Origin of the sequence: Arthrobacter sp. NQ4 (assembly GCF_029077345.1) — a bacterium.
Lineage (GTDB): Bacteria > Actinomycetota > Actinomycetes > Actinomycetales > Micrococcaceae > Arthrobacter.
The window spans coordinates 268,710-294,210 of record NZ_JARETC010000002.1 but is presented as its reverse complement, the minus strand read 5'-3'; the positions used below and the strand labels follow the sequence as shown (position 1 = coordinate 294,210).

Genomic DNA, 25,501 nt, shown 5'->3' with positions numbered 1-25,501 from the left:
TTCACCACGTGGGTCGAGGCCGCGATAACCGCGACAACGAGGCTGACTTGTCAGCCGGACCGGGACCGGCGTCCCGTCACGCGGACAGCCATGACGTCGGTGCCGCACGGCACCTTGGCCCCCTGCGCAGCATGCCCCTGTGGCTGAAGGCCGTCACCGGCGTGGTGGCCCTGGTCCTGGTGGCGGCTGCCGCGTTCGCCGGGTTCTGGTTCTTCCGGCTCCAGAACAACATCTCCAAGGCCCCGCTGAACGCCGGCGGCGAAAGCACCGAGTCCCCGGGGAACGATGCCACCGGACGCCTGCAGATCCTGATCCTCGGCTCGGACACCCGGGACGGGAAGAACTCAGAGTACGGAACCGCCGACGATTCCACCGGCTACGGCAAGTCGGACGTCATGATGCTGATGGACATCTCCGAGGACAACAAGCGGGTCAACGTCATCAGCTTTCCCCGGGACCTCCTGGTGGACATTCCGGACTGCAAGGACAGGAAGACCAACAAGGACTACCCTGCCCGCACCGGCGTGATGATCAATGAGGCCATGAGCGAGGCCGGCATCGGCTGCGCCGTGGACACGGTCAACAAGCTCACCGGCATGCAGGTTGACCACTTCATGATGGCCGACTTCAACGCCGTGAAGGAACTGTCCAACGCCGTGGGCGGGGTGGATGTGTGCATCAGCGACGCGGTGTACGATCCCGACTCCCGGCTGCGGCTGCCTGCCGGAACGTCGTCCGTCCAGGGCGAAATGGCACTTGCCTACCTGCGCACACGTCATGCCTTTGCCGACGGCGGCGACCTGGGCCGCATCAAGGCGCAGCAGGGCTTCCTCTCATCGTTGACCCGAAAGATCAAGGACGACGGGACCCTCTCCGACCCCGCGAAAATGCTGAAGATCGCCGACGTCGTGACCCAGAACCTGACAGTGGACAACGGTCTTGCGTCCGTTCCCACGCTGCTGACCATCGGCAACCGGCTCAAGGACATCGACATCAGCAAGGTGGCATTTGTCGCGGTGCCCACCACACCGGCGCCCGTGGACCCCAACAGGCTGGTCATCGCAGAACCCGCAGGTGCGCAGCTCTTTTCGGCAATGCGCAAGAATGTGGACCTGACGGATCCCACCGCGCCCACCACACCGTCGCCCAGCGAAACGGCAGCACCTCCTGCCCCCACTGAGACGGCGACGCCCGTGCCGCCCTACAACAAAGCGATCCAGCCCGTGACCGTCGCCAACGGAAGTGGCATCAACGGCCGTGCCCAGGAGCTTGTCCAGGCGCTGGTCGCAGGCGGCTTCGCCCAGACCGGCCAGTTCCTCGCGCAGCCGGTGGCCAAGACCGCGGTGTATTACGGCAATGGCTTTGCCGACGTTGCTGCCGATGTGGCGGCGCTGCTGGGAATTCCGGCCACCCTCATGATCCCTGCTCCGGGCGTGGCAGGCGTGCAGGTGTACGTCGGCAGCGACTTCACCACCGGCACTGCCTTTGGGGCAGGAGGCGGAGCCGCCGCGGCTTTGCCCCAGGACATTGTGAACCAGACGGCAGGGGACAAGGTGTGCCAGCAGGCGAATCCTGACCTGATCGTGCGGCAGTAACAGCCGGTCTTCCCTGCACGGACAAATCTGTTCCGCAACAAAATGGGCCCCGCCAATGGCGGGGCCCATTTTTGCTGTTCAGCTACCAGATGCTCACGCGCTCAGCGGGGGGCATCCACATTCCGTCGTCCTCGGTAACATCGAATGCCTCGTGGAACGGGTCGAGGTTTTTCGCGATGGCGTTGGTCCGGAATTCGTTGGGGGAGTGGGGATCGGTGGCAAGCCGCCGGATGGCCTCCTCCTGCCGGATGACCTGCCGCCACCCAGCTGCCCAGGACGCGAAAAAGCGCTGTTCCCCGGTCAGGCCGTCAAGAACCTCCGGCTCCTTGCCGTCCAGGCTGATCCGGTATGCCTTGTAGGCGATGGTCAGCCCTGCCAGGTCGCCGATGTTCTCGCCGAGCGTGAGCCGGCCGTTGACGTGGTGCCCGGGCGCGGCCGTGGGGGAGAGCGCATCGAACTGTGCCACCAGGCGGGCCGTCAGCGCCTCGAAGGCCTGGCGGTCCTGCTCCGTCCACCAGTTGCGAAGGGCCCCGCCGCCGTCGAACTGTGAACCCTGGTCATCAAAGCCGTGTCCGATCTCGTGGCCGATCACGGCCCCAATCCCACCGTAGTTCACGGCGTCGTCGGCGTCGGCGGTGAAGAACGGCGGCTGCAGGATGGCCGCGGGGAACACAATTTCATTCATCATGGGGTGGTAATAGGCGTTGACCGTCTGCGGCGTCATCAGCCACTTGTTCCGGTCCACCGGCTTGCCCACCTCCTCAAGGTGACGGTCGACGTCGGCATTGTGCGCGCGCTCCACATTGCCCAGCAGGTCGTCGGGGTCGATCTCCACGGCCGAGTAATCGATCCACTCGTCCGGGTAGCCGATCTTCGCGCGGAACGCCTCCAGCTTGCGCAGGGCCTCGGCTTTGGTGTCCTGGCCCATCCAGCTGACGTCATTGATGCTGCGGCGGTACGCCTCGATGAGGTTCGCCACCAGGGTCTGCATCCGTGCCTTGTGGGACTCGGGGAAGTGCCGGGCCACGTAGATCTGGCCGACGGCCTCCCCGAGTCCGGCCTCGACGACAGCCACTCCGCGCTTCCACCGGTCCTTGTTGCGGGGCGTGCCGCTGATGGTGGTGCCGTAGAACGCGAAGTTGGCATCCACGAACCCGGAGGACAGGTACGGCGCCGCCGCGCTGACGACGCGCATGGCCAGCCACTCCTGCCAGGTGGCCACCGGTACTTCGTCCAGGAGCCCGGCGGCGCCGGCAAAGAAGTCGGGGGTGCTGACGACGATTTCCGTGCGCTTGCCAGCGTCGATTCCCGCGGCCTCGAACCAGGTGGCGAAGAGGGGGAAGAGTGCGGTGGCTTCGTCTGCCGTCTTCAGGTTGTAGGTCTTCTGCGGATCCCGGAGGGTGACGTTGTCCCAGTGGTGGGATGCGAGCCTTGTCTCCAGCCCGACCACGCGCTCCGCGGCGCCCTTCGGATCCGCCAGGCCGGCCAGTTCAAACATCTTCTCCACGTGCGCCGTGTAGGCGGCGACGATCGGGGCGAACTTCTCTTCCCGGTAGTAGGACTCGTCGGGCAGGCCCAGGCCGCCCTGCCCGGTGTACAGCAGGACCCGGTCGGGGTTGCCCGCATCAGGGGCGGGATAGATATAGAACAACCCGCCCACGTCCGCGCGGAACAACCGGCCCGCCAGGGCAATGAGTTCCGGGACCGAGGCCGTGGCAAAAACCTCCGCGAGCCGCCCGCGGATGGGCTCCATGCCCTTGCCCTCAACGGTGGCTTCGTCCATGAAGCTGTTGTACAGCCCGCCGATCTTCCGCTCGATCCCCGTGGCGTCGTCGCCTTTGGCCGACGCTTCATAGATGATGTCCCGGACGGCGATCTCGGACCCGTCACGCAGGGCGGTGAAGGTGCCCTCCAAGGGCCGGTCATCCGGAATCTCGGTGGCCTTCAGCCACGCGCCGTTGACGTGCTGGTAGAGGTCATCCTGCGGCCGGACTGTGTGATCAATGGTGGAAAGATCGATCCCCGAAATGGGCACTGCAACTCCTTTGCTGGGACGCTGCTGCCGGGCGGAACACCGGAAGGCGTCTGCATGCTGGACTTTACGGACGGTAGTGCCCTTTCATCTTACGCACCCGTGTTACCCTCAAAGTGTGCGTGCAGAGCTCCTTCTCCTTAGCTGCCGCGGCGAGGCCACAGACGCTATCTAGCGCACGGCCCACCCTCGCTGCGGAGTTTGTGTTGCCCGGCCACCCTTTCACTGAAGATCGATAGAAAAGGCCACGAACATCATGCGAAACGCACAGAAGCCCTCAGGAATGCCCGCCCACCGGTACACGCCGTTCCAGGACCAGATCAAAGTCGAGCTGCCGGACCGCACCTGGCCGGACAAGGTGATTACCAAGGCCCCGCGCTGGTGTGCCGTTGACCTGCGCGACGGCAACCAGGCACTGATCGACCCCATGAGCCCCGCCCGCAAGATGAAGATGTTCGACCTGCTGGTCCGCATGGGCTACAAGGAGATCGAGGTCGGGTTCCCGTCGGCATCGCAGACGGACTTCGACTTTGTCCGCCAGCTCATCGAGGGCAACCACATCCCGGATGACGTCACGATCCAGGTCCTGACCCAGGCCCGGGAACACCTGATCGAGCGGACCTACGAGTCCCTCGTCGGCGCCAAGCAGGCCATCGTCCACCTCTACAACTCCACGTCCGTGTTGCAGCGGCGCGTCGTGTTCAACCAGGACGAAGACGGCATCCTGGACATCGCCCTGCAGGGTGCCCGCCTGTGCAAGAAGTATGAGGAAACGCTCGCGGACACCCACGTGACCTACGAGTACTCGCCGGAGTCCTTTACCGGTACCGAACTCGAGTACGCCGTCCGGGTCTGCAACGCGGTGGCCGATGTGTTCGAAGCCTCCGCCGACCGCCAGGTGATCATCAACCTGCCGGCCACAGTGGAAATGGCCACCCCCAACGTCTACGCCGATTCCATCGAGTGGATGAGCCGGCACCTGCACCCGCGCGAAGGCATCATCCTCTCGCTGCACCCGCACAACGACCGCGGAACCGGGGTGGCTGCCGCCGAGCTGGGCTACATGGCCGGCGCCGACCGCATTGAAGGCTGCCTGTTCGGAAACGGTGAACGGACCGGAAACGTGGACCTGGTCACCCTGGGCCTGAACATGTTCGTCCAGGGCATCGATCCCATGATCGACTTCTCCAACATCGACGACGTCCGCCGGACCGTTGAGTACTGCAACCAGCTGCCGGTACCGGAGCGTTCGCCGTACGGTGGCGACCTGGTATTCACCGCATTCTCGGGTTCCCACCAGGATGCGATCAAGAAGGGCTTCGAAGCCCTGGAGCGCGACGCCGCCGCTGCAGGCAAGGCCGTGGACGACTTCACTTGGCAGGTTCCGTACCTGCCGGTTGACCCCAAGGACCTGGGCCGCAGCTATGAGGCCGTCATCCGCGTGAACTCGCAGTCCGGCAAGGGCGGTGTGGCCTACCTGCTCAAGAACGAGCACAGCCTGGACCTGCCGCGCCGCGCACAAATCGAGTTCTCCGGCGTTATCCAGCGCCGCACCGACACCGTGGGCGGCGAGGTCAGCGGAGCACAGCTGTGGCAGATCTTCCAGGACGAATACCTGCCGTCCGGCCAGTCCGAAGGGCAGTGGGGACGCTACTCCCTGGGCGGGGTCAAGACGGAAACGGACGCCGACGGCGGCATGACGCTTCACGCCGCACTCACCATCGACGGTGCCCAGGTCAGCCGTACCGGCACGGGCAACGGTCCCATCGCCGCACTGCTGAACATCCTCCACGAGGACGGCGTGGACGTGCGGGTGCTGGACTACAGCGAGCACGCGCTGTCTGAAGGCGGCAACGCCGCGGCGGCTGCTTATGTCGAATGCGCCGTGGGGGAGCGGGTCCTGTGGGGTGTCGGCATCGACGCGAACACCAGCATGTCGTCCCTCAAGGCCGTCATCTCGGCGGTCAACCGTGCCATCCGGGATGCCCGGGCCTGATACCTGCAGGTGGTGCCGCCGGGACCAACCGGCGGCACCCCCGTGGCGTGGCAGCGCGCCGCCGGGCAGGATGGGAAGATAGAACGTGGTCCAACAGTCTTTTGCCTCCCGGGCCTACCGGGACGACGCCGTGGTGCTCCGTACCCACAAGCTGGGCGAGGCGGACAGGATCATCACCCTCCTGACGAAGCACCATGGACAGGTCCGCGCCGTCGCCAAGGGTGTGCGCCGCACCAGCAGCCGCTTCGGTGCCCGGCTTGAACCCTTCATGGTGGCAGACCTGCAACTGGTCTCCGGCCGCACGCTGGACATCGTCACGCAGGCCGTCGCCAAAGGCGCCTACGGCGGAAGCATCGCCGCGGATTACGGCAGGTACACGGTTGCCGCCGCCATGACGGAGACCGCCGAGAAACTGACGGACGTGGACGGCGAGGCCGGCACCGCGCAGTACAACCTGCTGGTGGGAGCCCTCGCTGCGCTGAGCCGTGACGAGCATGCGGCGGGCCTCATTCTGGACTCCTACCTGCTGCGCGCCCTGGCCACCGGCGGCTGGGCCCCCAGCTTCACCGACTGCTCCCGCTGCGGCATGCCGGGCCCGCACACGGCGTTCTCCGCGCCTCTGGGCGGCATGGTCTGTGCACAGTGCCGGCCGCCCGGGTCACCGGCCCCCGCAGCCGAAACCGTGGTCCTGCTGGCGGCCCTGCTGACCGGGGACTGGAGCACCGCGGACGCGTCCTTGCCGCAGCACCGCAAGGAGGCCGCCGGCCTGGTGGCCGCTTACCTGCAGTGGCATCTGGAACGAGTATTGAAGTCCCTCAAACATGTGGAGCGTAGCTGACAGTGGCCCTGGGAAAAAAGAACAACGCCCCCCGGAAGCGTACCCACCCCGTGGTGGCCCCTTACCCGCATCCTTCCGGTGCGGTGGCACCGTCCATCCCGGCTGAGTTCATCCCCCGGCATGTGGCAATCGTCATGGACGGCAACGGCCGCTGGGCCAACCAGCGCGGGCTGCCGCGGATCGAGGGGCACAAGGCGGGGGAGCCCGCGCTGCTCGATGTCATGGCAGGAGCCATCGAACTGGGCATCGAATATGTCAGCGTCTATGCGTTCTCCACGGAAAACTGGCGGCGTTCACCGGAGGAGGTGCGCTTCCTGATGGGATTTAACAAGGACGTGCTTCGAAGGCAGCGGAACCAGCTGGACGACTGGGGTGTCCGGGTACGCTGGGCCGGTCGCCGGCCGCGCCTCTGGGGTTCAGTCATCCGGGAGCTGGAGGAGGCCGAGCAGTTCACGGTGGCAAATACCACCTGTAATTTGACCATGTGTGTTAATTACGGCGGCCGGGCCGAGATCACCGACGCCGTGTCCGCGATTGCCGAAGACGTGGCGGCCGGCAGGCTGAAGCCGGGCGCCATCACCGAGCGGACCATCCAGAAGTACCTGGATGAGCCCGATCTTCCCGACGTCGACCTTTTCCTGCGCAGTTCGGGGGAGCAGAGGCTGTCCAACTTCCTGCTCTGGCAGTCCGCGTATGCGGAGTTCGTCTTCATGGACACGCTGTGGCCGGATGTTGACCGGCGGACCCTCTGGGCCGCCGTCGAAGAATATGCCAGGCGGGACCGCCGGTATGGCGGTGCCGTTGATGCAGCCGCTGCACCGGCGGATCCCCAGGCGGGTTAGCCCTGCCCATAGGCCCGCAGCCACCGGGCCAGCCGCGAATAGGCATCGGTGCGGATCGGCTCCGGCGAGAGGAAGACGTCGTGCAGGGCACCGTCAATCCGCTCGATGGTCACCGTGCGGCCCAGCGTGAGTGCGCGGGTACCGATGATATTCACATCCAGGACGGCATCGGTGCGGCGCATTTCCTCGGACCAGAGCAGGCCGTTCGCGCTTCCCTTGGAGAGCAGGACCAGAATCGGCGCCTCGATTTCCAGGCCGCGGGCCACCCGGGCATGCCCGGCGAGTACCGCCCGCAGCCAGCCTGCGCGCACCGGGAATGCCATGCGGGGCCGGTACCGCTCATCAACCGGCCACTCGCCGTCGGCCGCGCTGCTGATGGTGCGCCAGTAGTGGCCTCGCTCCGGGAGCCGGAGAACCGCCTGCGGGCGGAAGCGGGCCACGGGACGGACCATGCTGGACGCGGCGCGCCGCACCAGCGAACTCCCGTGCATCTCCAGCCAGGGGCTGTTCAGGATCAGCAGTGAAACGGCTTCCGGATGCCCGCTGCTCCACAGGGCCGCCACCAGCCCGCCGGTGGAATGGCCCATCAGCGCCAAAGGTCCGGGCGCGCCCTCCAGGCGGATGATGCGGGCTGCTTCTTCGATTTCGGCGTCGTAGGCGGCGAGGTCCGCCACATAACCGCCCGGAGCCTCCGGGCGCAGGCTCCGTCCGTGGTTGTGCATGTCCAGTGCGTAGAAGTCGTAACCGGCCGAGGCCCAAAACCGCGCCAGGTCCACGTTGAAGAAATAATCGCTCCAGCCGTGCAGGAAAAGCACGGCACGGCGGTGGCCGTCGGCGACGCGGCTGTCCGGATCCGGCCGGAGCCGGACCAGGGTTGCCGTCCGTGCCACCCCGTCGGGGCCGGCGGCCGCGAAGGTGTGGGACTCGAAATCCGCGCCCAGGATGTCCTGCTGCCACTGCATGACCTCATGCTAGACCGGCGCGCCGGGGCACGCCGCCCGTGGGGCAGCTTCTCCGTTTTGGTGTGGCGCCCCCGGAGACGGGAAACTGGAGGCATGCGCGTTTATCCCACTTTCTTCAGGCTGGCCTTTTCATGGATGGACGCCGAGCGCGCCCACAAGATCGGATTCAAGGGCATCCGTCTCGCGCATGCGTCGGGCGCCGGACGGGTCCTGCAGAAGCTGACCGCCCCTGCTCCGTCCCTGCAGACCACCGCTTTTGGCGTCACTTTCCCGTCGCCGTTCGGGTTGGCTGCCGGCTTTGACAAGGAAGGGCACGGTATCGAGGCGCTCACCGATCTTGGATTCGGGCACATTGAAGTGGGCACCATCACCGGGCAGGCACAGCCGGGCAATGAAAAGCCGCGGCTGTTCCGCCTGGTCCAGGACCGGGCCGTCATCAACCGGATGGGCTTCAATAACGACGGCGCGTCGGCCGTTGCGCCCAGGCTTAAGGCCGCGCGGGCCGCGCTTCAGCGCCGCTACCCGGCGGTGCGTCCGGTCATCGGCGTCAACATCGGCAAAACCAAGGTGGTGGAACTTGCCGACGCCGTGGACGACTACCTGGTGAGCGCCCGCAGCCTGGCGCCTGCCGCCGACTACCTGGTGGTCAACGTCAGTTCTCCCAACACCCCGGGACTGCGGTTGCTCCAGGACGTGGAAACGCTCCGTCCGCTGCTGACCGCCGTTGGACAGGAAGCTGACCGCGCCGCCGGACGCCACGTACCGCTGCTGGTAAAGATCGCACCCGACCTCAGCGACGAGGACATCGACGACGTGGCGCGCCTTGCCCTGGACCTGAAACTGGACGGCATCATTGCCACCAACACCACGATCGCCCGCGCAGGACTGTCCTCGCCGGCCGAAGAGGTGGAGAAATGCGGCGCAGGCGGCTTGTCCGGCGCTCCCCTGAAGGAGCGTTCCCTCGAGGTGCTGAAGCGGCTCAAGCACGCCACCGGCGACGCCCTGGCCCTCGTGTCGGTGGGCGGCGTGGAGTCGGCCCGGGATGTCCAGGACAGGCTCGACGCCGGCGCGACCCTGGTGCAGGGTTACACCGCTTTCCTCTACGAGGGCCCGTTCTGGGCAGCCCGGATCAACAAGCAGCTTGCGCGGACGTGGCGGTCCTGACGCGCCCTGCCGGATGCCTCCCGTGACGGGGAAGGCGCTTTAAACCAGACACCCCGGCGGTATTTCCGCCGGGGTGTCTGTTGTTTAATTTTGTGGGGTCAGGCCGGGTACTGTCCGCGCTGGACCTGGGGCTTGGGCAGCCGCAGCTTCCGGAACTGCAGGGACCGCATGGAACCGTACCAGACGGTGCCGCCCTCCACCTGCCCGAACTTTTCCGCCAGGCGCTTGCGGAGCTTGCGGGACAGAATGAAGACGTCCACGAAGACCGCCAGGAACATGACCCAGAAAGCGCCAAGGACGTAGATCATCATGTCGCTGGAAGCCGGGACCACCAGGGACACCAGCACGAACACCAACGCACCGAACATCAGGTATTCCCCGAGATTGAAACGCGCGTCCACGAAGTCGCGGGCGAAGCGTTTCTGGGGCCCCTTGTCGCGCAGCGGCAGGAACTTCTCGTCACCGGTGTCCAGGGCCCGGCGCATCTTAAGGCGCTGGTCCTGCACGGCCTGGCGTTCGGCGGCCTTGGAGGCCTTGCGGTCCTCGGGCACCAGCGGCCGCTTGCGGGCGGCCTCCTGGGCCTTCCGCGTGGGGGTCGGGGCGCCCTTGCCCGCCACACTGTTCTGCCGCGCCGCTGCCTCCGCTGCCTGCTGGTCTATGGTTTCCTGCGCCGAGGGCGCTTCTTTTCTACGTCCGAACACCTGACCAGAATACCTTGCAGCGGCGTGCCCGCTGCTTGCTTCCGCGCCTGCCCCGGCCGGCACCCGAATGTGACGGGGGTAATGTTTTGGCCATGACTCCATCACCCGCGGCAACCCCGCACAGCACCACCACCACCACGGCAGGACCAGGCCCTGAAGCTACCGGAAGGACGGAAGATCTTCGTTCAGCGGTAGACCGTTCCTTCGACCAGACACTTGCACGGCTCAAGGAGCTCGTTGCCATCCCCGGGATTGCCTGGCCCAGCTTTGAGCGCACCCCCCTGGAGCGAAGCGCCGAGGCCGTCGCGGAACTCCTTCGGGGTGCCGGGATCGGAGAGGTCCAGGTGCTGACCGTGGACAAAGCCGACGGTACGCCCGGTGGGCCGGCCGTCGTCGCCCGCCGTCCTGCCGCCGAAGGAAAACCCACCGTCCTGCTGTACGCCCATCATGACGTCCAGCCGGTGGGCGACGAATCCCTGTGGGAAACGGAGCCCTTCACCGCCGTCGAAAAAGACGGACGCCTTTACGGCCGGGGCGCCGCGGACGACAAGGCCGGGATCATGGCCCACGTCGCCGCATACGCCGCCGTTGCCGAGGTCGTCGCCGGCTCGTTGGGGCTGGGCGTGACGTTCTTCATCGAAGGCGAGGAAGAAGCGGGGTCACCCACATTCCGGACGTTCCTGGAGGCGAACCGTGAACTGCTGCGGGCCGACGTCATTGTGGTGGCTGACTCCAGCAACTGGAAAGTCGGGATACCGGCCCTGACCACCAGCCTTCGCGGCCTGGTGGACGGCACCATCGAGGTGCAGGTACTTGACCATGCGGTGCACTCCGGCATGTACGGAGGGCCGGTCCTGGATGCGCCCACCCTGCTGTCCCGCCTGATTGCCACACTTCACGACGCCGACGGAAACGTTGCCATCGAAGGGCTGGTGGCCACCGACACGGCTGCCGTCGAGATGCCGGAGGCGGACTACCGGGCCGACGCGTCCGTACTCGACGGCGTCCGCCTTGCCGGAACGGGAAGTATCGCCTCGCGGCTGTGGACCAAGCCGGCGCTGTCAATCATCGGCTTCGATGCCCCCGCCGTGGACGTGGCATCCAACACACTGCTTCCACGTGCGCGGGCAAAGTTCAGCCTGCGGCTGGCGCCGGGCCAGGTTCCCGCCGAGGCCATGGAAGCGGTGCGCAGGCACGTCGAGGCCAACGCGCCCTTCGGTGCAAAGGTGGTCTTCACGCCGGGGGAGGCGGGCAACCCCTTCCAGACCGATACGTCATCCGCCGCGGCAACGGTGGCCATGTGGGCACTGGGGGAGGCCTGGGGGGTTCCGGCCGTGGAAACCGGCATTGGCGGGTCCATCCCCTTCATTGCCGACCTCACCGACCTGTATCCCAACGCGCAGATCCTGGTTACAGGCGTGGAGGACCCGGACTCGCGGGCCCACAGTGCCAATGAGTCGCTGCACATCGGTGACTTCCGCAATGCCATTCTGGCGGAGGCGCTCATGCTGGCCCGGTTGAACAGCGAGGGCCTCACCGCAGGGGAGTGAGCAGCTTTCGGCGTGCGGGCGGCCGCCCTGCTTCCAGGGAACAACCGGCGTGCTTTGACGGTTACGCCAGGAGTTAGAGCTACAGGACTGCCGCGCGTAGCATGTAGCTATAGCCCATACCGTATTTGTAGGGGCAGGCGCCGTTACGGCGACGCCGCCAGACCGTCCTAAGAAGGTAGGCCAATGAGCACCTCAACCAACGAAAACAGCACCGCCACCACCGTGGCCAGCGACGAACTGCCCGTTCACGAGGTCAACCTGACCGACGTCGCCGCCGGCAAGGTCCGCAGCCTCCTCGAGCAGGAAGGCCGCACGGACCTGCGCCTGCGCGTGGCCGTGCAGCCCGGCGGATGCTCAGGGTTGATCTACCAGCTCTACTTCGACGAGCGGCTCCTTGACGGAGACGCCGTCCGCGACTTTGACGGAGTCGAGGTCGTCATCGACAAAATGAGCGTGCCGTACCTGAGCGGCGCAAGCATCGACTTCGAGGACACCATCTCGAAGCAGGGCTTCACCATCGACAATCCGAACGCCGGCGGCTCGTGCGCCTGCGGCGATTCATTCCACTAGGCCGGTTATTTCGCCTGATGTCGGCGCCGGGCTTCCTGCCGCATAAAACGGCACGGGGGCTCGGCGCCGACATGTGGGCGAAACGCCCGGGGGAGCGGTAAGCTCTACACCGAGTAGTAAAACTTTTTTGTGCCCGGAGCGCCGATGGCTGCCCGGACAACAGCAACAAGTAGGAAGGGCCGTCTGTGAGTTCGCAGAACCGAACCGGCAGCCGACGCAAAACGATCACCACGATCTCAAGCTTGGCTATAGCCGGCGCGTTGGTTTTGACCGGATGTTCGCCAGAGGTAGAGAAAGGGTGGATGCCCACTGAACGTGGCACCACCAGCAACACCGACCGCATCATGGACCTCTGGGTCAACTCATGGATTGCTGCGCTCGTGGTCGGCGCCATCACGTGGGGCCTGATCATCTGGTGCGTGGTCGCTTACCGGCGTCGCAAGGGAACCGTGGGCTTCCCGCGGCAGACCAGCTTCAACCTTCCGCTGGAAGTCTTCTACCTCACCATCCCGATCTTCATGGTCCTGGTGTTCTTCTACTTCACGGACCGTGACCAGCAGGCCATCGATGACCGCTCACAGCCTGCCGACGTCGTCGTGGACGTCCGCGGCAAGCAGTGGGCCTGGGACTTCAACTACAAGTCCGGCGATGTCATCCAGGAAGACCTCCACGAGGCCGGCGTCCAGGCGCACCTCACCGGCAACACCATCGACAAGGAACAGCTCCCCACGCTGTACCTGCCGGTGAACAAGTCCGTTGACCTCGAGCTCAACGCCCGCGATGTCATCCACTCCTTCTGGGTTCCCGCCTTCCTGCAGAAGCGCGACATGATTCCCGGCAAGACCAACTACATCCGGTTCACCCCCACTAAAGAGGGCACCTACGACGGTAAGTGTGCCGAACTCTGCGGCGAGTACCACTCCGAAATGCTGTTCCGCGTCAAGGTGGTGTCGGAATCTGAATTCCAGGCCCACATGGACCAGCTCAAGGCTGAAGGCAACACCGGCCTGCTCGGCGTGGAGTACGACCGCAACCCGAACCTGAACGAAACCAAGTAAGGGGAGCGACGTGGCTACGTACACCCAATCCGCACCCACGGGGGTCCTGTCGGCTCCCGTGGTACCCAAATCCAAGGGGCGCATCGTCGTCAACTGGATCACCTCCACTGACCACAAGACCATCGGGTACATGTACCTGATCGCGTCCTTCGTGTTCTTCTGCCTCGGCGGCGTCATGGCCCTGCTGATCCGTGCGGAACTCTTCGAGCCCGGCATGCAGATCCTGCAGACCAAGGAACAGTACAACCAGCTGTTCACCATGCACGGCACCGTAATGCTCCTGATGTTCGCCACCCCGCTGTTCGCCGGGTTCGCCAACGTGATCATGCCGCTACAGATCGGCGCGCCCGATGTCGCGTTCCCGCGTCTGAACGCACTGGCGTTCTGGTTCTTCCTGTTCGGCTCCACCATCGCCGTCTCCGGCTTCATTACGCCGCAGGGCGCTGCGTCCTTCGGCTGGTTCGCCTACGCACCGCTGTCCAACACCACGTTCACCCCGGGCATTGGTGGAGACCTGTGGGTCTTCGGCCTGGCCCTGTCGGGCTTCGGCACCATCCTCGGTGCGGTCAACTTCATCACCACCATCATCTGCATGCGTGCTCCGGGCATGACCATGTGGCGTATGCCGATCTTCACCTGGAACACCCTGATCACCGCGATCCTGGTTCTGATGGCCTTCCCGCCGCTGGCCGCCGCCCTGTTCGCCCTCGGCGCGGACCGCAAGTTCGGTGCACACATCTTCGATCCTGAGAACGGCGGTGCCGTCCTCTGGCAGCACCTGTTCTGGTTCTTCGGACACCCCGAGGTGTACATCATCGCGCTGCCGTTCTTCGGCATCGTCTCGGAGATCTTCCCGGTGTTCAGCCGCAAGCCGATCTTCGGCTACAAGGGCCTGGTCTACGCCACCATCGCCATCGCGGCCCTCTCGGTCACGGTGTGGGCCCACCACATGTACGTCACCGGCGCCGTCCTGCTGCCGTTCTTCTCGTTCATGACCATGCTCATCGCAGTGCCCACCGGCGTGAAGTTCTTCAACTGGATCGGCACCATGTGGCGCGGGTCGCTGACCTTCGAGACGCCGATGCTGTGGAGCCTCGGCTTCATGATCACCTTCCTCTTCGGTGGTCTTACCGGCATCATCCTGGCCTCGCCGCCGCTTGACTTCCACGTTTCGGACTCCTACTTCGTGGTGGCGCACTTCCACTACGTGGTGTTCGGCACCGTGGTGTTCGCCATGTTCGCCGGGTTCTACTTCTGGTGGCCCAAGTGGACCGGCAAGATGCTCAACGAGCGCCTGGGCAAGATCCACTTCTGGCTGCTGTTCCTGGGCTTCCACGGCACCTTCCTGATCCAGCACTGGCTGGGCGTCGAGGGCATGCCGCGCCGGTACGCGGACTACCTCGTGGAGGACAACTTCACGTGGATGAACCAGTTCTCCACCGTCGCATCCTTCGTGCTGGGCGCGTCCCTCATCCCGTTCTTCTGGAACGTCTACATCACCTGGCGCAAGGCCGAAAAGGTCCAGGTCGATGATCCGTGGGGCTTCGGTGCTTCGCTCGAGTGGGCCACGTCCTGCCCGCCGCCGCGCCACAACTTCACGTCCCTGCCCCGGATCCGTTCCGAACGTCCCGCCCTGGACCTGCACCACCCGGAACTCCGCCAAGTCCACACCGTTGACTCGCCGGCTCCCGCAGCGGCAGTACTCGGCAACGCCGACCAGAAGGACACCGCACAGTGAAAATCGAATCCTGGATCTTTGGCTCCGGAGTCTTCTTTTTCGTTCCCGTCTCGCTGGTCTACGGATTCCTGACCAACTGGAGCGAATGGGTGGGCATCCTGGGCATCCTGCTCGTGGCCGGCCTGGCCGGCATGATCGGCGCCTACCTGGGCTTCACCGGCAAGCGCGTAGGCCTTCGTCCCGAGGACCGCAGCGATGCGGAAATCCACGAGGGCGCCGGCGAACAGGGGCACTTCAGCCCTTGGAGCTGGTGGCCCCTGGTCCTGGGTATCGCCTGCGCCACTGGCTTCCTGGGCCTGGCAGTTGGCGCCTGGGTCATCTTCATCGCCGGCGGGATCGCCATCGTAGCCCTCGTCGGCTGGGTGTACGAATACAGCCGCGGAGACCACGCACACTAGGCAAGCAATAAGAATAACGACGTCGGGCCCCACCAATATGGTGGGGCCCGACGTCGTTAGGGGGTTTTTACGGCTCTCAGCCGGCCCCCTGGGACTCCAAAAGTACGCGAAGGTCCCGAAGGGCCGCCTCCACGGTTTCACGTCCCAGGTCGTCCTCGAGCGCGGCTTCGCTGACGGACAGCTCCACCTCACACCCCTGTGCAAAGTCGGCGGCCATCACCTGGAGCAGGGACCGGGCGTCCACCTTCGCCGCGCCCGCCTTGCTGATGGTGACCGGAAGCCCTGTATCGGTGACAGCCCGGACAAATACCGCGGCGGAACGTGCATGCAGGCCTACCGGCGCTGCCACCACGGCCTTCTGTGTTGGCAAAGGGACTCCTTATACGAAAGACGGCCCCATCCGTCTGCTGGCAAAATTTCCAGACCAAATATAGCGGCCGCCATGCCTGCCGCGCGAAAGAGCGTCCGCGTCCCGGGACTGGTCTAGACCGTCCTAAAATTGAGGGGAAACCAACGGCAGGAGAAGATCATGGCAGCTGGCGCCACGGCAATCACGGGTGAAATAGACCGCACCAGCGGAACGGCCATCTACGTGCAACTTCGGGAGATCCTGCGGAGCTACATCGCACAGTCGTGCCCGCCCGGATCGGCGCTGCCATCAGAACGTGACCTTGCCGAACGGTTTGGACTGGCAAGGATGACGGTCCGGCAGGCCATCGACGCCCTGGTAGGGGAGGAGGTCATCGAGCGCGTAGTGGGCCTGGGCACCTTTGTCCGGCGCCCGAAACTCGACCTGCAGGTGAAGCTCACGTCCTACAGCGAAGAGATGCAGAGGCGCGGCATGGTGCCCGCTGCCAAGGTGCTGAGCTTTGAGCAGATCGGCGCCAGCGCGTTCCTGGCCCGTGAACTCCAGCTGGACGAGGGCACACCCCTGGTCCGGTTCCGCAGGCTCCTGCTGGCCGACGGGGAACCGATGAGCGTGGACGAGAACTTCATCCCGGCCCACCGCGTCCCGGGCCTGCTCGACGGCGAGCCACCCACGTCGCTCTACAACGTCCTGAGCGAACAGTTTGGCCTGGTGATGGAGTGGGGCGAGGACATGATTGAGGCGACCGCCGCCTCCCCGTCGACGGCACGCCTGCTCAACGTGGAGGTGGGTGCGCCCTTGCTGAAGATCCAGCGGCACGCCTTTGTGGCAAGGGCGATGGTTGACTATTCAGTGTCCTACTACAGGGCCGACCGGTACAAGCTGTGGGTGCCACTGCAGCGGCCGGGAGCGCGCCGCGCCCGCAACCACTGACAGCACGCCGGCAGGCCACAGCCATGGGCCGTTGGCGGCGCACGCAGGAGAACTTTTAAAGCAGGAAGGGCCCGATCCATAGGATCGGGCCCTTCCTGTATCAATCGTCGCTTAGTGCGTCAGGCTCTTGGAACCCTCTGCTGCTTCAACTGCCTCGTGGCCGTGGCCGTGGGCTGCTTCAAGCTCTGCAGGGGTAGCAGGAGCAACGCGGTCCTCGAAGAACCAGCGGGAGAGGAACGCGCGGCGCTTCTCCTTGCGGGTCACGACACCGTGCTCGTTGGGCAGGGCCGGGATGACCTCGGGTGATTCAAAGCCAACCAGCTTGTAGCGCTTGTACTCATCCAGCGGGGCGTGCACCTCGATGAATTCGCCGTGCGGGAGCCTGACGATACGGCCAGTCTCGCGGCCGTGCAGGGCGATTTCCCGGTCCTTGCGCTGCAGTGCAAGGGCAACACGCTTGGCAACGATGAAGCCGATGATCGGTCCGACGAAGAACAGGGCACGGAGCCAGTACGTGACGTCGTTCAGGGACACGTGGAAGTGGGTGGCAATGAGGTCGGAACCTGCAGCTGCCCACATCACGCAGTACCAGATGAATCCGGCAACACCAATGCCCGTACGGGTCGGGGCGTTGCGCGGGCGGTCCAGGACGTGGTGCTCGCGGTCATCCTTGGTGATCCAGCGCTCGATCCACGGGTAGGTGAACATCACAGTGAACAGGATGCCAGCGGGGACCAGGGCCGGGAGGAGCACGTTGAACGTGAACACGTGACCGAAGAAGATCTGTTCCACGTGCCAGTTGCCGAGTGTGCCGGGCATGAGTCGCAGGGCACCGTCGACGAAACCGATGTACCAGTCAGGCTGGGTACCGGCCGACACCGGGGAGGGGTCGTACGGACCGTAGTTCCAGATCGGGTTGATGGTGAAGAATGCCGCCATCAGGGCGATCACGCCGAAGACGATGAAGAAGAATCCACCGGCCTTCGCTGCGTAAACAGGACCCAGGGGGTAACCGACAACATTGTTGTCGTTGCGGCCGGGACCGGGGTACTGCGTGTGCTTGTGCACCACGACCATGAACAGGTGCAGGACGATCATCAGCAGGATCAACGCCGGCACCAGCAGGATGTGCAGCATGTAGAGGCGGCTGATTATGGCCGTGCCGGGGAATTCCCCGCCGAACAGGAAGAACGAGATGTACGTTCCGATGACCGGGATGGACTTGATGACGCCGTCGATGATGCGCAGGCCGTTGCCGGACAGCAGGTCATCGGGAAGCGAGTACCCGGTGAAGCCTGCAGCCATGGCCAGGATCAGCAGGACGCTGCCCACCACCCAGTTCATTTCACGCGGGCGGCGGAATGCGCCGGTGAAGAAGACCCTCAGCATGTGGACTGCGATGGATGCCACGAACAGCAGGGCTGCCCAGTGGTGCACCTGGCGCATGAACAATCCGCCGCGGATGTCGAAGGAGATGTTCAGCGAGGAGCTGTACGCCACCGACATTTCCACTCCCTTAAGGGGAATGTAGCCGCCGTCGTAGTGGGTCTCCGCCATGGACGGATCAAAGAAGAGCGTCAGGAACGTTCCGGACAGCAGCAGGATGACGAAGGAGTACAGCGCCACTTCACCGAACATGAAAGACCAGTGGTCGGGGAAGACCTTGCGGCCGAACTCGCGGAGGATCCCGGAGCCGCCAACTCGTGAGTCGACAAAGTCGGTGATCCGGCCTGCCTTGGTTTTGGCGACGAATGCCGGCTCAGCTGTTGATGCTGCGCTCATGCGAATCACGCTCCCAGTAACTTGGTCCTACGGGTTCATGGAAGTCGCTGGTAGCGACGAGGTAGCCCTCGTCATCAACTGCGATGGGCAGCTGGGGGAGAGGACGGCTGGCGGGGCCGAAGATCACCTTGCACTCTTGCGTGAGGTCGAAGGTGGACTGGTGGCACGGGCACAGCAGGTGGTGCGTCTGCTGCTCGTACAGAGCAACGGGGCAGCCAACGTGGGTGCAGATCTTGGAGTAGGCAACGATTCCGTTGTAACCCCATTCTTCGCGGCCCTTGGAGGGGTTCAGCGACGCGGGATCGAGGCGCATGAGGAGCACAACGGACTTTGCCTTCTCGTTGAGCTTGCCCTCCTGCAGTTCGTTCAGGCCCTCGGGAATGACGTGGAAGGCCGAACCGATGGTGACGTCCGAGGCCTTGATGGGGGTTCCATCGGGGTCGCGGGTAAGGCGCTTGCGCTTTCCGTCCTGGGGAGCCCACATGGTGTGCGCGAGCTTGTCGTCGGGACGGGGTCCGAGGTCACCGAAGATGGCGACGGCGGGAAGCGGGGCAAGTGCGACCGCACCCAGGAGGGTGTTGCGGATCAGCGGGCGGCGCTTGATGCCGGTCTCTTCCACGATGTCGTCAACGATGCGCACCGCAGCCTGGCGGTCCTCTTCGTAACGGATGGCGTGGCGTTCCTCGGAGACTTCGTGGTCGGGCATCAGGGCCTTGGCCCAGTGCACGATACCGGTACCGATACCCAGCATTGCGAAGGCAGTGCCAACGCCGAGCAGGGCGTTCTGGAGCCGGATGGTGGCGATGCTGGAGTCATCACCCAGATCAATGGCGAAGTACGCCACCAGGAAGATCAGGGTTCCAACAACAGAAATGCCAAATAGTAAGGCGACCTGCCGTTCTGCCCGCTTTGCGGCCTTCGGGTCCGTGTCAGCCAGGCGCAAACGATGCGGGGGAATTCCAGGATCCTGGAACTTCTCCACCTCATTCTGACCAGCCGTAGCTACGGTGCCCGAGTGGTTCGGACTGCCGTCACTATGGTTGCCCATAATTCGCCTCATCCTTCTCTCGTCCCGGCATTTGCCGGGTTAGTTTCTAATTTCAAGCTGCTGACAGGGCAGCAGAAGTTGTGTGTTCCTGCGGAACGTCAGGACGTCCTGGAGGTGAGCCAGATGGTGAAGGCGATGATGACGCCAAGACCGGCAACCCAAACGAACAGGCCTTCAGCAACCGGACCCAGCGAGCCGAGGTCGGCACCGCCCGGTGAACCGGTGGTCTCGATCTGCTTCAGGAAGGTGATGATGTCCTTCTTGCCTTCAGGAGTGATGTTCGCGTCGTTGAAGACCGGCATGTTCTGCGGGCCCGTGACCATGGCCTCGTAGATGTGCTTGCCGGATACATCGGCAAGGGCGGGTGCGAACTTGCCGCGGGTCAGCGCGCCACCGGCAGCGGCGGCGTTGTGGCACATGGCGCAGTTGGTCCGGAAGAGCTCACCGCCGGCAGCTGCATCGCCGCCGCCGTTTGTCAGGTCTTCTGCAGGAACTGCCGGGCCGGCTCCCAGGGAGGCGACGTAGGCTGCAAGCTGGTGGGTCTGCTCGTCATTGAACTGGACGGGCTTCTTCATGGCCTGGGGGCCGTTCATCTGCATCGGCATGCGGCCGGTGCCCACCTGGAAATCAACAGCGGCTGCACCAACACCCACCAGCGAGGGGCCGTCCTTGGAACCACTGGCGCCCATGCCGTGGCAGGTGGCGCAGTTGGCGGCGAAGAGCTTGCCGCCCTCCTCTGTGTCGCTTGCGCTGAACGTGGTGGTCGAAGCCTTGGCCTGGTTGACGGTGGTTGCCACGGCGTACAGCCCACCCGTGATGAGGAGCCCCATCAGAAGCAGCGCTATTGCTGCAAGTGGGTGACGCCGCTTTTGTGAGAGTGCCTTCACGTGGTGGTTCCTTTATTCGATCCTGCGCCGGCTCCGGGAGCCGCTACCTGAAATTCTGCCTCTTGTAGAAAAAGAATCAAAGCTGGCTACTTGAGTACGTAGATGACCAGGAAGAGGCCAATCCACACGACGTCAACGAAGTGCCAGTAGTAAGAGGTGACGATCGCGGACGTTGCTTCGAAATGCCCGAACTTCTTCGCGGCGAAGGACCGGCCCATGATGAGCAGGAAGGCAATCAGGCCGCCGATGACGTGGAGGCCGTGGAAGCCGGTGGTCATGTAGAAGGCCGAGCCATAAGCGTTGGAGGAGAGCGAGACGTGCTCGGAAACCAGCATTGCGTACTCGGTGGTCTGGCCGGCAACGAAGAACGCGCCCATGAGGAACGTCAGGGTGAACCATTCGTTCATTCCCCAGCGGGCGAACTGCAGTGCACCTCCGGTGCGCCGCGGCTGCAGCCGCTCTGCGGCGAAGACGCCCATCTGGCAAGTAAAGGAACTGGCCACGAGGACGATCGTGTTTACGAGCGCAAAGGGGAAGTTGAGCTTGGCTGTCTCTTCCGCCCACATCTGCCCACTGGTGGAGCGCAGAGTGAAGTACATGGCGAAGAGACCGGCGAAGAACATCAACTCGCTGGACAGCCACACAACGGTTCCAACAGAAACCATATTGGGGCGGTTCAGCGTGGGGTGCGCCGGGGTACTGGGGGCATGGGTCGCAGATGTCACATAGACATTATGTCTGTAAAAGTCCGTGCTGCCCAACGCAAACCGCCTTTTCGGGGGACTTTTTCTACAAAGACGCGAAATCGCCGGGAAAAGTTCCCGCAACCGTTCACATTGGTCAGTGGCCGCCGTCGGTCGATAGCATCAGCAAGTGACTTCTCAGGCAACTACAGCGTCCGGCAACACCTGGCCCCGGTTGATCTCGGCCCTGATCAAGGGCAATGACCTCACTGCGGAGAACACCTCCTGGGCCATGGACACCATCATGTCCGGTGAAGCCACGCCTGCACAGATTGCCGGATTCCTTGTGGCCCTCAGTGCCAAAGGCGAGACGGTGGACGAGCTTTCCGGCCTGGTTGAGGCAATGCTCGCCCACGCCAACCCCGTGGCAATCACCGGGGAGAAACTGGACATCGTCGGCACGGGTGGTGACCAACTTAACACCATCAACATCTCCACCATGGCCGCCCTGGTCGCTGCCGGGGCCGGCGCGAAGGTGGTTAAGCACGGCAACCGGGCGTCGTCGTCGTCGTCCGGGTCTGCTGACGTTCTTGAAGCGCTCGGTGTCCGGCTTGACCTGCCGATCGCCCGGGTGGCCCGGAACGCTGAAGAGGCGGGAATCACGTTCTGCTTCGCGCAGGTGTTCCACCCGTCATTCCGCCACACCGCCGTGCCCCGGCGGGAGCTGGCAGTGCCCACTGCGTTCAATTTCCTGGGACCGCTGACCAATCCCGCCAATGTCCAGGCTTCGGCGGTGGGCGTTGCGAACGCGCGGATGGCGCCGCTGGTGGCGGGCGTCCTGGCCCGCCGGGGGAGCAGGGGACTGGTCTTCCGTGGCAACGACGGCCTGGACGAGCTGACCACCACTGGCCCATCAACCGTGTGGGAAATCCGGCACGGAGCCGTCAATGAACTGCACTTCTCGCCGCAGGACCTCGGCATCAGCCTGGCTACTGTTGAACAGCTTCGCGGCGGCAATGCGGCGGCCAACGCGGGAGTCGTCCGCGACGTCCTTGCCGGCAGCCAGGGTCCGGCGCGGGATGCGGTCCTGCTGAACGCCGCGGCCGGCCTTGTTGCGTTCGACCTCGAAGCACAGGGCCCGTTCCTGACACGGATGCAGGAGGCTTTCGCGCGTGCAGCGCATTCGATCGACTCCGGTGCTGCCGCTGCCGTCCTGGACCGTTGGGTGTCCCTCTCCCGCGCCTAACGGCCGGGTTGCCGGATTACTGTTCGAAACCCAGCGAAAAGGCGGCGTCGAGGTCGTGCTGTGAGTACGCCCGGAAGGCGATGTGGGTGGTGGTGTGGACCACGGCGGGAACTTTCGAGAGCCTGTCCGCAATGACGTCCGCGAGGTCTTCATGCCTGCGGACCCTGGCTACCGCAATGAGGTCCCATTCGCCGGTGACGGAATACACTTCGCTGATGCCTTCGATGGCCGAAATTTCTTCCGCCGTCTCCGGAATGCGGGCGGCGTCGGTCTTGATCAGAACAAATGCGGTAACCACGTTTGTACCCCTTCAATCGGTGCCGCCGCACTGGGGAACGGCAGGCTTTTCTCTCCAGCCAGCCTATTACACGGGTGCCGTTTCCCCTGCCGCCACCCTGCCGCCCAACTTCTGGTGCCCGCTACCTGCCCGGCCTGCGGCGGAGGCGTGAGGCGCCTGCCAGCAGGAGGCGGCAGCCCACAAGGAACACCGCCAGGGCAATCGTGGCAACGATGATGAAGGGCAGGACAACTGTCTGGCCGGTCAATGCCCGCAGGAGCATGCCGCCCACCAGGCTTCCGAGCCAGACTGGAACCCCTGCCCGGGTGATGGAGAAGGGGCTCCGCCATACGCGGGCGATCATCCATCCGGCGGCCGCGCCGGCGAGGAACGGCCAGGCAGTCAACAGCACACCGAGGATGGGCTCCTCACGGTGGTGTGCATCGCGGCCAATCGCGGCGAAAACGAGGATCAGCACCATATCCACCGCTGCCGCCACCACTGCTGCCCGTGCCGGTGATGTCTGTGGAGGCTTGGTTTTCAACGAACTCATGGTTCGAGCTTAGCCGCCGACGGGAGGCTGCCATGTTGGGACGTCCCGGTGCCCGGGGTGGGGGAGCGGGCGGTCAGACCGCTTCCTGGAGGTGGCGGTCTTTGTGTGCTGCCTGTACCCGGTGGACAAGCCAGCTTGCCTCCCACCGCAGGTGGTAATCCATGTCCGCGTCCCACTCAATGAGGACATCGGTCACGGTGTAGGCCAAGGCGTTTGCCGGCATGGAACGCACCGTGACGGGTGCGGGGCGCAGCAGAATAATGGGTTTGCCGGGAGCCTGCCGCAGGGCTTCGTCGCGCATCTCGGAACGGCAAGCCGGGCAGGTAGCCGTGGAATGCGGGCAGGTGTGGGGGCGGGGGAGTTCGCGCATGGGGGCGTCCTGGGGAGTAAAAGGAGTACCGGGCGCCGCCGCCGTCTGCATGACTAAAGGAGGATCCAGGGACCGCCCCATCGCGCGCCCGCGGTGGGCCGGGTGGGCCTGCCGCCATGTCCAAAAGGTTAGGACGCCCAAGGCCGGTGGCGCATGGGTGGGAGCTACCCAATTTCGATGCGGATCTCCCCGTTTTTAGGCATGTACCGGATAGGGATGAAGTAAGGTCGCTGCAGTAGTTGAGCCCACCCGCCCATAACGGAGAGATCGTGAACAAAGCCTTATGGATTTGCAGCCTGGTGGGCGCAGCCTTGGGAATCAGCCTGGGGCTGGCGATTTTCCACACACCATTCTGGGGCTTTGCGTTGGGGCTCGGAGTCGGAGCTGTGGTCGGGGCCTCGATGCAAAGGCGTCATTGACCACCACTGCGGGGGACCACGCCGGAATGGCTTCTACCAGGGGACGTTCGAAACACTACTTGACATAATGTAGATTATCGGCGCAACGTATAGAGTCCTGGAGCGGGGCAGGATGCGAAGCAATCCAGGCCCTGCAATCCGGGACAATTACGCCTGCATCCCGCGACAACTACGTGGCGAAACCGCTGTTCCTACCGCCAAGACCATTGTCTTTATCAAAGCGCACGTCAAGAATGACGTGATGACGGTCTACGTGCGTTCACTTGAAACTGCAGTTCCGACGACAAAACTGATCCAGTCCGAAGCCCGTGATGTATTCGCCGCGCAGCCGGGTCTTTCCCGGCTTGGTTCACGCCTGGTCACCACCTGCTTTGACGGCGCAGCCATAGACACGAGATTCACGGCAGTCAGCGAACTCACCAACACCTCACGCTCGGACAATCCTCAGTTCTATGACCCGGACACCGGGCTCCTGCTGAATCCCAGCACCAAGGTCCGCAACGACATCTTCGCCCGGGAAGCCACCAAGCTGTTCGTTGAGGCTGCCCGCGCTGCCCTGCAGGCGGCTCCCGAACTGGATTTACTTGACATAACTCACCTCGTGACGGTGTCGTGCACGGGCTTTTTCAATCCGGGCCCGGACTACAAGGTGGTGCGCGAGCTCGGGCTTAGTCCTTCCGTCCAGCGGTATCACCTGGGCTTCATGGGCTGCTACGCGGCGTTTCCGGCGCTCCGCGCTGCGAAGTTGTTCTGTGAATCCGACCCGGACGCGGTGGTCCTGGTGGTCTGCGCCGAACTCTGCTCCCTGCACGTACGCACGTCCAATGATCCGGACACCATCATGGGTTCGGCCCTTTTCGCCGATGGCGCCGCCGCCGCCGTCGTGACCGCACGCCCCGGCGCGGAAGAAGCCGCGCTGCTGAAGCTGGACCACTTCGAAACAGTCCTGACCCCGGTCGGTGAGGACTCCATGGCATGGAACATCGGCGACCATGGGTTCGAGATGGTCCTGGGCACCTATGTGCCCCACATCATCGATGACCACATCGTGGGTGCCCTGCAGCCACTGCTGGCAAAGGACCCGGAATTGGCGGCACTCCCCTACACCGCGATCCCCCACTGGGCCATCCACCCTGGTGGCCGCAGCATCCTGGACAAGGTCCAGTCCCGGCTTGGCCTCAGCGACGCGCAACTGGTTCCGGCGCGGGACATCCTCCGGAACTACGGCAACATGAGCAGTGCCACGGTGCTCTTTGTCCTCAAATACATCCTGGAACAGCCGCTGCTGCCCGGGGATTCCAACGGTGGCGGGCGTATCTGTTCCATGGCTTTCGGCCCGGGATTGACCGTGGAAACGGGGCTGTTCACCAAGCTCCGGCAGTCCATCGCCGCAAACCAGGACCTCGTCCGGCAGGACCACGCTGCCGGATTCGCCCCGGAGGCGCGCCAGGACCGGACGCCCGCAGAAGCACCCGTGGCCTAACAAGGACAC

At 64.5% G+C, this 25,501-nt stretch carries 24 protein-coding genes; 13 read left to right on the top strand and 11 right to left on the bottom strand.

The annotated features are described in order from the left end of the window. The first annotated feature begins 8 nt into the window (after positions 1–8). Positions 9–1,595 (top strand): LCP family protein, encoded by a 1,587-nt coding sequence (locus PUN51_RS05175; RefSeq protein WP_224026124.1) that lies wholly within the window; start codon positions 9–11, stop codon positions 1,593–1,595. A gap of 82 nt (positions 1,596–1,677) precedes the next feature. Here PUN51_RS05175 and PUN51_RS05170 read toward each other — a convergent pair whose 3' ends face one another. Beyond that, a complete protein-coding gene (locus PUN51_RS05170; protein WP_275180148.1) occupies positions 1,678–3,630 on the bottom strand; it encodes a M13 family metallopeptidase in 1,953 nt (650 codons plus the stop codon). 253 nt (positions 3,631–3,883) lie between these two features. Between PUN51_RS05170 and leuA the strand changes: the two genes are divergently transcribed. The 3 genes from leuA (at position 3,884) to PUN51_RS05155 (ending at position 7,303) form a co-directional block, all read left to right on the top strand. Further along, a complete protein-coding gene (gene leuA / locus PUN51_RS05165; RefSeq protein ID WP_275180147.1) occupies positions 3,884–5,623 on the top strand; it encodes a 2-isopropylmalate synthase in 1,740 nt (579 codons plus the stop codon). Between the two features lie 85 nt (positions 5,624–5,708). Beyond that, a complete protein-coding gene (gene recO / locus PUN51_RS05160) occupies positions 5,709–6,461 on the top strand; it encodes a DNA repair protein RecO (RefSeq protein ID WP_159631950.1) in 753 nt (250 codons plus the stop codon). A gap of 2 nt (positions 6,462–6,463) precedes the next feature. Continuing rightward, on the top strand, positions 6,464–7,303 hold the full coding sequence (locus PUN51_RS05155; protein ID WP_275180145.1) for an isoprenyl transferase: 840 nt from the start codon (positions 6,464–6,466) through the stop codon (positions 7,301–7,303). Here PUN51_RS05155 and PUN51_RS05150 read toward each other — a convergent pair. Next, complete coding sequence (locus tag PUN51_RS05150) at positions 7,300–8,265, bottom strand: alpha/beta hydrolase (protein WP_275180144.1); 966 nt, start codon at positions 8,263–8,265, stop codon at positions 7,300–7,302. The two genes, PUN51_RS05155 and PUN51_RS05150, sit on opposite strands and share 4 nt — an antisense overlap. A 93-nt stretch (positions 8,266–8,358) precedes the next feature. Here PUN51_RS05150 and PUN51_RS05145 point away from each other — a divergent pair, with 93 nt between their 5' ends. Continuing rightward, positions 8,359–9,429, top strand: a complete 1,071-nt coding sequence (locus PUN51_RS05145; RefSeq protein WP_275180143.1) for a quinone-dependent dihydroorotate dehydrogenase — start codon at positions 8,359–8,361, stop codon at positions 9,427–9,429. A gap of 98 nt (positions 9,430–9,527) precedes the next feature. Here the strand turns inward: PUN51_RS05145 and PUN51_RS05140 are convergent, their stop codons facing one another. Then, entirely contained in the window at positions 9,528–10,130 is a 603-nt protein-coding gene (locus PUN51_RS05140) for a DUF3043 domain-containing protein (protein ID WP_159631954.1), read from the bottom strand. Positions 10,131–10,222: 92 nt separating this feature from the next. Here PUN51_RS05140 and PUN51_RS05135 point away from each other — a divergent pair, with 92 nt between their 5' ends. From PUN51_RS05135 to PUN51_RS05115, 5 genes are all read left to right on the top strand, one after another. Continuing rightward, the gene (locus PUN51_RS05135; protein WP_275180142.1) at positions 10,223–11,680 is read left to right on the top strand and encodes a dipeptidase; all 1,458 of its coding nucleotides are present in this window, start codon (positions 10,223–10,225) and stop codon (positions 11,678–11,680) included. 183 nt (positions 11,681–11,863) lie between these two features. After that, complete coding sequence (locus tag PUN51_RS05130) at positions 11,864–12,250, top strand: HesB/IscA family protein (RefSeq protein ID WP_275180141.1); 387 nt, start codon at positions 11,864–11,866, stop codon at positions 12,248–12,250. Positions 12,251–12,435: 185 nt separating this feature from the next. Next, positions 12,436–13,308 (top strand): aa3-type cytochrome oxidase subunit II, encoded by an 873-nt coding sequence (gene ctaC, locus PUN51_RS05125; RefSeq protein WP_159631957.1) that lies wholly within the window; start codon positions 12,436–12,438, stop codon positions 13,306–13,308. A 10-nt stretch (positions 13,309–13,318) separates the two neighbouring features. Beyond that, positions 13,319–15,046, top strand: coding sequence for an aa3-type cytochrome oxidase subunit I (gene ctaD / locus PUN51_RS05120; protein ID WP_159631958.1), 1,728 nt, complete (start codon positions 13,319–13,321; stop codon positions 15,044–15,046). Then, the gene (locus PUN51_RS05115; RefSeq protein ID WP_159631959.1) at positions 15,043–15,444 is read left to right on the top strand and encodes a cytochrome c oxidase subunit 4; all 402 of its coding nucleotides are present in this window, start codon (positions 15,043–15,045) and stop codon (positions 15,442–15,444) included. Before ctaD ends, PUN51_RS05115 begins: the two co-directional genes overlap by 4 nt. Positions 15,445–15,520: 76 nt before the next feature. Here PUN51_RS05115 and PUN51_RS05110 read toward each other — a convergent pair whose 3' ends face one another. After that, the gene (locus PUN51_RS05110; protein WP_159631960.1) at positions 15,521–15,814 is read right to left on the bottom strand and encodes an HPr family phosphocarrier protein; all 294 of its coding nucleotides are present in this window, start codon (positions 15,812–15,814) and stop codon (positions 15,521–15,523) included. A 159-nt stretch (positions 15,815–15,973) separates the two neighbouring features. Here PUN51_RS05110 and PUN51_RS05105 point away from each other — a divergent pair, with 159 nt between their 5' ends. Then, positions 15,974–16,744, top strand: coding sequence for a GntR family transcriptional regulator (locus tag PUN51_RS05105; RefSeq protein ID WP_159631961.1), 771 nt, complete (start codon positions 15,974–15,976; stop codon positions 16,742–16,744). Positions 16,745–16,855: 111 nt separating this feature from the next. Here PUN51_RS05105 and qcrB read toward each other — a convergent pair whose 3' ends face one another. The 4 genes from qcrB to ctaE form a co-directional block, all read right to left on the bottom strand. Continuing rightward, positions 16,856–18,526 (bottom strand): cytochrome bc1 complex cytochrome b subunit, encoded by a 1,671-nt coding sequence (gene qcrB, locus PUN51_RS05100; RefSeq protein WP_275180140.1) that lies wholly within the window; start codon positions 18,524–18,526, stop codon positions 16,856–16,858. Then, positions 18,504–19,574: a cytochrome bc1 complex Rieske iron-sulfur subunit gene (gene qcrA, locus PUN51_RS05095; RefSeq protein ID WP_159631963.1), complete on the bottom strand. Its 1,071-nt coding sequence runs from the start codon at positions 19,572–19,574 to the stop codon at positions 18,504–18,506. The genes qcrB and qcrA overlap by 23 nt, the downstream gene beginning before the upstream one ends. A 98-nt stretch (positions 19,575–19,672) precedes the next feature. Beyond that, the gene (gene qcrC / locus PUN51_RS05090; RefSeq protein ID WP_224026114.1) at positions 19,673–20,461 is read right to left on the bottom strand and encodes a cytochrome bc1 complex diheme cytochrome c subunit; all 789 of its coding nucleotides are present in this window, start codon (positions 20,459–20,461) and stop codon (positions 19,673–19,675) included. A gap of 86 nt (positions 20,462–20,547) precedes the next feature. Continuing rightward, a complete protein-coding gene (ctaE, locus tag PUN51_RS05085) occupies positions 20,548–21,186 on the bottom strand; it encodes an aa3-type cytochrome oxidase subunit III (protein WP_175318541.1) in 639 nt (212 codons plus the stop codon). A gap of 148 nt (positions 21,187–21,334) precedes the next feature. Between ctaE and trpD the strand changes: the two genes are divergently transcribed. Further along, positions 21,335–22,390, top strand: a complete 1,056-nt coding sequence (trpD, locus tag PUN51_RS05080; protein ID WP_224026113.1) for an anthranilate phosphoribosyltransferase — start codon at positions 21,335–21,337, stop codon at positions 22,388–22,390. Positions 22,391–22,406: 16 nt separating this feature from the next. Here trpD and PUN51_RS05075 read toward each other — a convergent pair whose 3' ends face one another. From PUN51_RS05075 to PUN51_RS05065, 3 genes are all read right to left on the bottom strand, one after another. Continuing rightward, a complete protein-coding gene (locus tag PUN51_RS05075) occupies positions 22,407–22,688 on the bottom strand; it encodes an Lrp/AsnC family transcriptional regulator (RefSeq protein ID WP_141160402.1) in 282 nt (93 codons plus the stop codon). Between the two features lie 121 nt (positions 22,689–22,809). Continuing rightward, entirely contained in the window at positions 22,810–23,220 is a 411-nt protein-coding gene (locus tag PUN51_RS05070) for a DUF3054 domain-containing protein (protein ID WP_275180139.1), read from the bottom strand. A 73-nt stretch (positions 23,221–23,293) separates the two neighbouring features. After that, positions 23,294–23,521 (bottom strand): hypothetical protein, encoded by a 228-nt coding sequence (locus tag PUN51_RS05065; RefSeq protein WP_275180138.1) that lies wholly within the window; start codon positions 23,519–23,521, stop codon positions 23,294–23,296. 729 nt (positions 23,522–24,250) lie between these two features. Between PUN51_RS05065 and PUN51_RS05060 the strand changes: the two genes are divergently transcribed. After that, positions 24,251–25,492, top strand: a complete 1,242-nt coding sequence (locus PUN51_RS05060; RefSeq protein WP_275180137.1) for a type III polyketide synthase — start codon at positions 24,251–24,253, stop codon at positions 25,490–25,492. The last annotated feature ends 9 nt before the right edge of the window (positions 25,493–25,501 follow it).

Coding starts and splice junctions, on each gene's coding strand:
- leuA (WP_275180147.1), top strand. CDS start 3,884: ATGCGAAACGCACAGAAGCCCTCAGGAATGCCCGCCCACCGGTACACG.
- PUN51_RS05150 (WP_275180144.1), bottom strand. CDS start 8,265: ATGCAGTGGCAGCAGGACATCCTGGGCGCGGATTTCGAGTCCCACACC.
- PUN51_RS05145 (WP_275180143.1), top strand. CDS start 8,359: ATGCGCGTTTATCCCACTTTCTTCAGGCTGGCCTTTTCATGGATGGAC.
- PUN51_RS05135 (WP_275180142.1), top strand. CDS start 10,223: ATGACTCCATCACCCGCGGCAACCCCGCACAGCACCACCACCACCACG.
- PUN51_RS05130 (WP_275180141.1), top strand. CDS start 11,864: ATGAGCACCTCAACCAACGAAAACAGCACCGCCACCACCGTGGCCAGC.
- PUN51_RS05105 (WP_159631961.1), top strand. CDS start 15,974: ATGGCAGCTGGCGCCACGGCAATCACGGGTGAAATAGACCGCACCAGC.
- qcrB (WP_275180140.1), bottom strand. CDS start 18,526: ATGAGCGCAGCATCAACAGCTGAGCCGGCATTCGTCGCCAAAACCAAG.
- qcrA (WP_159631963.1), bottom strand. CDS start 19,574: ATGGGCAACCATAGTGACGGCAGTCCGAACCACTCGGGCACCGTAGCT.
- PUN51_RS05070 (WP_275180139.1), bottom strand. CDS start 23,220: ATGAGTTCGTTGAAAACCAAGCCTCCACAGACATCACCGGCACGGGCA.
- PUN51_RS05065 (WP_275180138.1), bottom strand. CDS start 23,521: ATGCGCGACGAAGCCCTGCGGCAGGCTCCCGGCAAACCCATTATTCTG.
- PUN51_RS05060 (WP_275180137.1), top strand. CDS start 24,251: ATGACGGTCTACGTGCGTTCACTTGAAACTGCAGTTCCGACGACAAAA.